At 67.6% G+C, this 7,804-nt stretch carries 7 protein-coding genes; 5 read left to right on the forward strand and 2 right to left on the reverse strand.

The genetic code is table 11. From position 1 onward, the window contains the following. Window positions 1-43: 43 nt before the first annotated feature. The 4 genes from nuoL to ACFTZB_RS10070 all read left to right on the forward strand — a co-directional run bounded on the left by nuoL (window position 44) and on the right by ACFTZB_RS10070 (window position 6,026). Entirely contained in the window at window positions 44-1,936 is a 1,893-nt protein-coding gene (gene nuoL / locus ACFTZB_RS10055; RefSeq protein WP_378431369.1) for an NADH-quinone oxidoreductase subunit L, read from the forward strand. Next, window positions 1,933-3,501: an NADH-quinone oxidoreductase subunit M gene (locus tag ACFTZB_RS10060; RefSeq protein WP_378431370.1), complete on the forward strand. Its 1,569-nt coding sequence runs from the start codon at window positions 1,933-1,935 to the stop codon at window positions 3,499-3,501. Before nuoL ends, ACFTZB_RS10060 begins: the two co-directional genes overlap by 4 nt. Further along, complete coding sequence (nuoN, locus tag ACFTZB_RS10065; protein ID WP_378431372.1) at window positions 3,501-5,123, forward strand: NADH-quinone oxidoreductase subunit NuoN; 1,623 nt, start codon at window positions 3,501-3,503, stop codon at window positions 5,121-5,123. Before ACFTZB_RS10060 ends, nuoN begins: the two co-directional genes overlap by 1 nt. A 168-nt stretch (window positions 5,124-5,291) precedes the next feature. Further along, complete coding sequence (locus ACFTZB_RS10070; RefSeq protein WP_378431373.1) at window positions 5,292-6,026, forward strand: DUF1906 domain-containing protein; 735 nt, start codon at window positions 5,292-5,294, stop codon at window positions 6,024-6,026. Here ACFTZB_RS10070 and ACFTZB_RS10075 read toward each other — a convergent pair. Further along, window positions 5,989-6,534: a nuclear transport factor 2 family protein gene (locus ACFTZB_RS10075; RefSeq protein WP_378431374.1), complete on the reverse strand. Its 546-nt coding sequence runs from the start codon at window positions 6,532-6,534 to the stop codon at window positions 5,989-5,991. The genes ACFTZB_RS10070 and ACFTZB_RS10075 overlap by 38 nt on opposite strands. A gap of 356 nt (window positions 6,535-6,890) precedes the next feature. Here ACFTZB_RS10075 and ACFTZB_RS10080 point away from each other — a divergent pair, with 356 nt between their 5' ends. Next, entirely contained in the window at window positions 6,891-7,361 is a 471-nt protein-coding gene (locus ACFTZB_RS10080) for a MarR family winged helix-turn-helix transcriptional regulator (RefSeq protein WP_378431376.1), read from the forward strand. 9 nt (window positions 7,362-7,370) lie between these two features. Here ACFTZB_RS10080 and ACFTZB_RS10085 read toward each other — a convergent pair whose 3' ends face one another. Continuing rightward, the gene (locus tag ACFTZB_RS10085; RefSeq protein WP_378431380.1) at window positions 7,371-7,721 is read right to left on the reverse strand and encodes a hypothetical protein; all 351 of its coding nucleotides are present in this window, start codon (window positions 7,719-7,721) and stop codon (window positions 7,371-7,373) included. Window positions 7,722-7,804: the final 83 nt, after the last annotated feature.

Raw genomic sequence — 7,804 nt, forward strand, 5'->3', positions numbered from 1 at the left:
AGAAGGTGACTTTGCCCGACGACACCCCGATCGGCGGTGCGGCATGAGCGGAACGCTCTCGTCGGCCGTGTGGCTGCTGCCGGTTCTGCCGCTCCTCGGCGCCGCCGTGCTCCTGCTGGCGGGCAGGCGCAGCGATGCGTGGGGTCATCTCCTCGGCTGCGTGACGGCGCTGGCCTCGTTCGCACTCGGTCTCGTCTTCTTCGTCGACATGCTGGGCCGGGACGCCGCCGACCGGGTGGTGCACCAGATCCTGTTCAGCTGGGTGCCGGTCGGCGAACTCCAGGTGGACTTCGGTCTGCAACTCGACCAGCTGTCCGTGTGCTTCGTGCTGCTGATCACCGGTGTCGGCTCGCTGATCCACATCTACTCGGTCGGCTACATGGCGCACGACCCGGAGCGCAGGCGGTTCTTCGCCTACCTCAACCTGTTCCTCGCGGCGATGCTGCTGCTGGTGCTGGCCGACAACTTCCTGGGACTGTACGTCGGGTGGGAGGGTGTCGGTCTCGCGTCGTACCTGCTCATCGGATTCTGGCAGTACAAGCCGTCCGCGGCGGCCGCGGCGAAGAAGGCGTTCGTCGTCAACCGCGTCGGCGACATGGGGCTGATCCTCGCGATCATGATCATGTTCTCGACGTTCGGGTCGATCGAATTCGCCGACGTGTTCACGCGCGCCGACGCCGCGAGCGAGGGCGTGCTCACCGCGATCGGGCTCGCGCTGCTGCTCGCCGCCTGCGGCAAATCGGCGCAGGTTCCGCTGCAATCCTGGCTCGGCGACGCGATGGAGGGCCCGACACCGGTGTCCGCGCTCATCCACGCCGCGACCATGGTCACGGCGGGTGTGTACCTCATCGTCCGCTCCAACGCGATCTTCGACCTCGCACCGAACGCCCAACTCGGCGTCGTGATCGTCGGCGCGGTGACCCTGCTGTTCGGCGCGATCATCGGCTGCGCGAAGGACGACATCAAGAAGGCGCTGGCGGCGTCGACGATGAGCCAGATCGGGTACATGGTGCTGGCCGCCGGTCTGGGACCGGCCGGGTACGCGTTCGCGATCATGCTGCTGCTCACCCACGGCTTCTTCAAGGCCGGCCTGTTCCTCGGCGCGGGCTCGGTGATGCACGGCATGAACGACGAGGTGAACATGCGCCGCTACGGCGGTCTGCGCACCGTCATGCCCGTCACGTTCGTCACGTTCGGGCTGGGATACCTGGCCATCATCGGGATTCCACCGTTCTCCGGCTTCTTCTCCAAGGACAAGATCATCGAAGCGGCGTTCGCCGCCGAGGGCGTGCAGGGCGTCGTCCTCGGGACGGTGACGCTGCTCGGTGCGGGACTCACCGCCTTCTACATGACCAGGGTGATGCTGATGACCTTCTTCGGACGCCGCCGATGGGCACCAAATTCAGACCCACACGAATCGCCGGGGGTGATGACGGTGCCGATGATCCTGCTCGCGGTGGGTTCGGTTGCCGCGGGAGCCCTCCTCGCGATCGGCTCCTCGCTGCAGCACTGGCTGGAACCGGTCGTCGGCGCCCACCACGGCGAGCCCGCACTCCCCGTGTGGGCGATCACCGCACTCACGCTGGTGGTGGTACTGGCCGGGGTCGCGGTGGCCTACCGGCAGTACGCCCGGCAGCCGATCCCCGCCGTCGCGCCCGAGGACGTCACCGCGCTCACCGTCGCGGCCCGGAGGGACCTGTACGGCGACGCGTTCAACGAGGCGGCGCTGATGCGTCCCGGGCAGGAACTGACGCGAACGCTCGTGACCGCCGACGACCGGGGCGTCGACGGCGCCGTCAACGGGTTCGCCGCGCTCGTCGGCGGAACGTCGGTGCGGGTGCGGCGTCTACAGACCGGGTTCGTCCGGTCGTACGCCCTGTTCATGTTCGCGGGTGCGGCGCTTCTGGTCGCCACGATGCTGGTGAGGCTGTGGTGAGCGGCTTCCCGTGGCTGACCCTCCTGTGGGTGCTGCCACTCGTCGGCGCCGGCGTGGTCCTGGCCGTGCCGGTCCACAGGCGCGCGCTCGCGAAATCGGTCGCGGTCGGTGTGTCCGTGGTGGTCCTGTGCCTGGCAGTCGTGCTGGCGATCCGGTTCGACCCGACCGGCGAGCAGTACCAGTTCGTCGAATCGCATGCCTGGATCCCCGCGTTCGGCACCCGGTACATCCTGGGCCTGGACGGCATCGCGCTCGTCCTGGTGCTCCTCACCGCGGTGCTGGTGCCCCTGCTGCTGCTGGCGGGGTGGAACGACGGCGACTCCGCTCCGGACTACGAGCGGCGGCGGATGGCGCACACGTACGTGGCGCTGACGCTGATGGTCGAGGCGATGGTGATCGTCTCGTTCACCGCCCTCGACGTCCTGCTGTTCTACATCTTCTTCGAGGCGATGCTCATCCCCATGTACTTCCTGATCGGAGGATTCGGCGGGGCGGGGAGGTCGTATGCCGCGGTGAAGTTCCTGCTGTACAACCTGTTCGGCGGCCTGATCATGCTGGCGGCCGTCATCGGGCTGTACGTGGTGACGGCGCGGCAGGACGCGTTCGGCGGTGGCACCTTCGACTTCCGGGTGATCGTCGCCGAGGGGCTGGACGCCGACCCCGGCGTGCTGAAGGCGTTGTTCCTCGGGTTCATGTTCGCGTTCGCGGTCAAGGCCCCGCTGTGGCCGTTCCACACGTGGCTGCCGGGCGCGGCGGTGGAAGCCACGCCGGCCAGCGCGGTGCTCATGATGGCCGTCGTCGACAAGGTCGGCACGTTCGGGATGCTGCGGTTCTGTCTGCAGATGTTCCCGGATGCGTCCGCGTACTTCGCACCGTTCGTCACGGTGCTGGCGGTGATCGGCATCATCTACGGCGCGGTGCTGGCGATCGGACAGACCGATGTGATGCGACTGATCGCGTACACGTCGATCTCGCACTTCGGGTTCATCATCCTCGGCATCTTCGCGATGACGAGCCAGGGGCAGGCCGGATCGACGCTGTACATGGTCAACCACGGCATCTCGACCGCGGCGCTGTTCCTGATCGCCGGGTTCCTGGTGTCCCGGCGCGGCACCCGCCTCATCGCCGACTACGGCGGGGTGCAGAAGGTCGCTCCGGTGATGGCGGGCACGTTCCTCGTGGCGGGGCTGGCCACGCTGTCGCTGCCGGGCCTGGCGCCCTTCATCAGTGAGTTCCTCGTCCTGGTCGGGACGTTCTCGCGGTATCAGATCGCTGCCGTGGTCGCGACTCTCGCGCTCGTCCTCGCCGCGATCTACGTGCTGTGGCTCTACCAGCGGATGATGACGGGACCGCTGAAGGAGGGCAACGAGACCGTCCGCGACCTCGTGCGCCGTGAGATCGCGGTCGTGGCACCGCTGATCGCCCTGCTGCTCGTCCTCGGCGTCTACCCCAAGCCGGTGCTGGACGTCATCACCCCCGCGGTGAGTCACGTCCTCGTCACCGTCGGTCAGCACGATCCTGCCCCCACCGTCGCCGGGCAGGATTCAGAGGGAGGCACACCCTGATGAGTACCTCCGAATTCGTCCTCGCCCAGTCCGAGACGTTGCCTGCGCCGGACATCGAATACGGTCAGCTGGCGCCCATGCTGATCGTGTTCGGCGTCGCTGTCGCCGGTGTGCTCGTCGAGGCGTTCCTGCCCCGCCGCGGCCGCTACTCGAGCCACCTGGTTCTCGCGCTCGGCGGACTCACCGCGGCGTTCGTGGCCGTCGTCCTGCTCGCCGGAACCCGCGACTCGGTGGTCGGGGGAGCGGTGGCCGTCGACGGTCCGACGCTGTTCCTCCAGGGCACGATCCTGCTGATCTCGATCCCGGCGATCCTGATCATCGCCGAGCGGAGCGTCGACAGCGGGGTGGGCGCGGCGACCGCGGAGGTCACGGCCGTCCGCGGGGCGGAACCGGAAGGCGGAACCGACGCCTTCACCCCGCAGGCGTTCGCCGTCCCCGGCAGTGTCGCCGAGCGGGAGGCCACCCGGAACGCCCCGGGGCACACCGAGGTCTTCCCCCTCACCTTGTTCGCGGTCGGCGGGATGCTCCTGTTCCCGGCGTCGAACGACCTCCTCACCATGTTCGTGGCGCTGGAAGTGCTGTCGCTGCCGCTGTATCTGCTGTGCGGGCTGGCGCGGCGCCGCCGCCTCCTGTCTCAGGAGGCCGCGATGAAATACTTTCTGCTCGGGGCGTTCTCGTCGGCGTTCTTCCTGTTCGGGGTCGCGTTGCTGTACGGCTACGCGGGCACCGTCGCGTTGCCGGGGATCGCCGACGCGCTGGCCCGGGGGGCCGAGGACCGGACGCTCGCGCTGATCGGCACCGCGCTGCTGTCGGTGGGTCTGCTGTTCAAGATCGGCGCCGTCCCGTTCCACTCCTGGATCCCCGACGTCTATCAGGGTGCGCCGACACCGATCACCGCGTTCATGGCGGCGGCCACCAAGGTCGCGGCCGTCGGGGCGATGCTGCGCATCTTCTACGTGGCGCTGCCCGACCTCCGCGCGGACTGGCGGCCGGTGATGTGGGGCGTCGCCATCCTCACCATGGTGGTCGGTGCCGTCATGGCGGTCACGCAGAACGACGTCAAGCGGATGCTCGCGTACTCCTCGGTCGCGCACGCCGGATTCATCCTCACCGGTCTGATCGCGGCCAACCGGGAGGGCCTGTCGTCCACCATGTTCTACCTCCTGGCCTACGGGTTCAGCACGCTCGGCGCGTTCGCCGTCGTCACCCTCGTGCGGGACAGCCGGGGCGAGGCGACAGACCTGTCCCGCTGGGCGGGGCTGGGTCGGCGATCCCCCCTGGTGGGCGGGGTCTTCGCCCTGTTCCTGCTGGCGTTCGCCGGAATCCCCTTGACGAGTGGGTTCGTCAGCAAGTTCGCGGTCTTCCAGGCCGCCATCGAGGGCGGTGCCGTTCCGCTCGTTCTCGTCGGCGTCGTCAGCAGCGCGATCGCAGCGTTCTTCTACGTTCGGGTGATCGTCCTGATGTTCTTCTCGGAACCGCAGAGCGACGCCCCGACGATCGTGGTGCCCAGCATGTTCACCGCCGCAGCCATCGCCGTGGGTGTGGTGGTGACGGTGGTGCTCGGAATCCTGCCGCAGGGGGCACTGGATCTGGCCGACCAGGCCGCGGTGTTCTTCCGCTGACCCGCTGACCCGCTGACCCCGTTCCGGCGGGCCGCGAGTGTCCGATGTGACGGATGTAGTCCAAGTGGCTGGCGGGACCCGTGTGAGTGTGGTGGAATGCAAGCCGGACAACATACCGACTGAGCGAGAGTGAATGTCGGAGACACGCCGGAGCGCGACCGATCGGATATGGGGGCCACAGTGGAATTTTCTCGGAGAGACCTGTTCCGGTACGCGGCAGCGGGATCCGCTGTGGCGGGGATCGCGGCGCTCACGTCCACCACGTCCTCGGTCGCCGTCGCGAAGGCGGACAGCCTCGGCATCCTGATCGACTACGCGGGCGGCGTGCCTTCGGCGGACGCCATCCTCGAGGCCGGATACGCCGGCGCCATCCGCTACGTGTCGGATCGCCGTCCCGGCGCCGAGTGGATGGAAGGCAAGCCGATGCTCGCCGACGAGGCGCAGGCGCTGCTCGACGCCGGGCTGTCGGTCGTCTCGTGCTATCAGTTCGGCAAGGGGCCGACCGCCGACTGGCGCGGCGGGCTCGAGGCCGGCAAACGGCACGCGGAGCGCGGACTCGAATTGCACCTTGCCGCAGGCGGTCCCGAGGATCGCCCCATCTACGCGTCCATCGACGACAATCCCTCGCCCGCCGATTTCCTCACCATGATCGCCCCGTATCTCGCGGGGTGGGAGTCGGTGGTCGGCAAGGGCAACACCGGCATCTACGCCAACTCCACGACGCTGGATCTGGCGGTACTCGCCGGGCTCGGGTCGTGGTACTGGCAGCACGACTGGGGCACACCCGAGGGGTACGTCCACCCGTCGGCGCACCTGCATCAGTACGAGATCGACGCGAGCAGCGTCGACGGGGTGGGCATCGATCTCAACGACATTCTGAAGCCCGATTACGGGCAGTGGTGACCGGTCGGGCCGCCGGTCGATCGCCCATCCGCGAGAGCCATTCCCGCGCGTCTTCGGGTAGGTTGCCCGCGGCTTCGGCTGCGCGGCACCACTTCTTGGCCGAGGCGAGGAAGTTCAGCGGGTTGTACGCGTCTTCTTCGCGTGACCACAGGTTGCCGCCGGCGTAGTGGAGGATCGTGATGTTGGCAGCGGCGTGCCGGGAGCCGTCGCCGGGATCCTCCATGGGGTTGTCGATCTCGCAGATCACCCATCCCCGGTCCTCGTCGATCACGTACCAGTTCGCCGGAAACTCTGTCATCCGGCTTCCGGGGAAGGCCGACATGGTGCGCGTGACCCAGGTGCGGATGGCCTCGCGTCCGGTGAAGTGTCCGAACGCGTGCTCGACGTACGTGGCGTCCTCCGTGAAGAGGTCGGCGAATCCGTTCCAGTCTGCGAGTTCGACGCAGCGGCTGATGGTGCGCTGGTAGTGCGCGAACGCCTCGTCGAGTTCGGCGCGACTCCACGGCATGGTGCATCCCTTCTCTCGTCCGGCACCGCGTCTGCGTGCCTCGAAGAATGAGAACACGTTTCAGTTCGGTCGTGGGGTGTTTTCCGGTGGGCGGGATCGATGAAACGCGACCCGGGGCAACGCCGATTACCTGTTGTCACTCGTGTCACTCTGGAACCCGGAGGTTCTGCCATGGATCTGCTGATCAATTTCGTGTACACCGTTGCGTCGGTTCTCTACACCGCGCTGTTCGTCAACGGATCCTGATCCGCGTTCGGGGTACCGGAATGTGCACGCTACACATGATGTGTATGGTGCACAATGATGCCCCGGACGCGGTTGCCGCGCCTCGGGCAGAATGACGGTGACTCTGGGAGGTGTCGGTGTCCGATCGCGACGAGGTGGCGGCTGAAGTCGAGAACGAATTGACATTGCTGTCGCGCTACCACGCCCACGCGCAGCGGGCGGGATTCCAACTCGACCGTTCTGCCTACCTGCTCCTCGGGCGCCTGGAACTCGAACATCCGCTCAGCCTGAAGCAGCTCGCCGAGGCATTCCGGCTCGACATCTCGACGATCAACCGGCAGATCGGCGCGTTGCTGAAGCGCGGACTCGTCGAACGGGTCCCCGACCCGGACGGGGGAATGGCCCGCAAGGTCGAGGCCACTGCCCGGGGGCTCGAGCAGCTTCACGCGGACCGGGCGCTCGGCAGGAACGGTGTCGAACGCATCATCGCCGAGTGGAGTGATCACGACCGGAGTGAGCTGCGCCGCCTGCTGACCAAGTTCAACGGCGAGATCGAGAAGTACGACGGGAACTCCTGGCCGCGCGCCGGCCGGACGTCGTGACCGGACACGTCAGGACTGGACGTGCGCGGTCGCGTCCCGTGTGAGGTCCGGTTCGTCGGCGATCACCGTGAGATGAGGGTGTTCGGGCGGCGTGTCGTGCCAGCCCTTCCACGACAGCAGAGACCACCGCGACAGCCCCGACAGCGCAGATCCGAGGCTGGCGAACGACGCGGTGCTCAGTGCCGAACCGCACGATCCGACGGATCCGATCGACAGCACCGAGCCGACACTCCCGATCGAGAGGACGGAGTAGGCGGAACCGATCGAGAGGACCGATCCTTCCGAGCGGATCGACAGGATGGAACGCCGGGCGTGTCGCGATCGCAGGGAGTGGTCCGGTGCGTGGTGCGTCGAGTGCATTCCTCGGTCTACCACGGTGGGGCCGTCGGCAAACAGTGAAGCGGTGCAGACATGGGCGAGCGGCCCTCCGGACGGATCCGGAG

The organism is Rhodococcus sp. NPDC057014 (assembly GCF_042673295.1).
In the GTDB taxonomy this organism is placed as follows: domain Bacteria; phylum Actinomycetota; class Actinomycetes; order Mycobacteriales; family Mycobacteriaceae; genus Rhodococcus_F.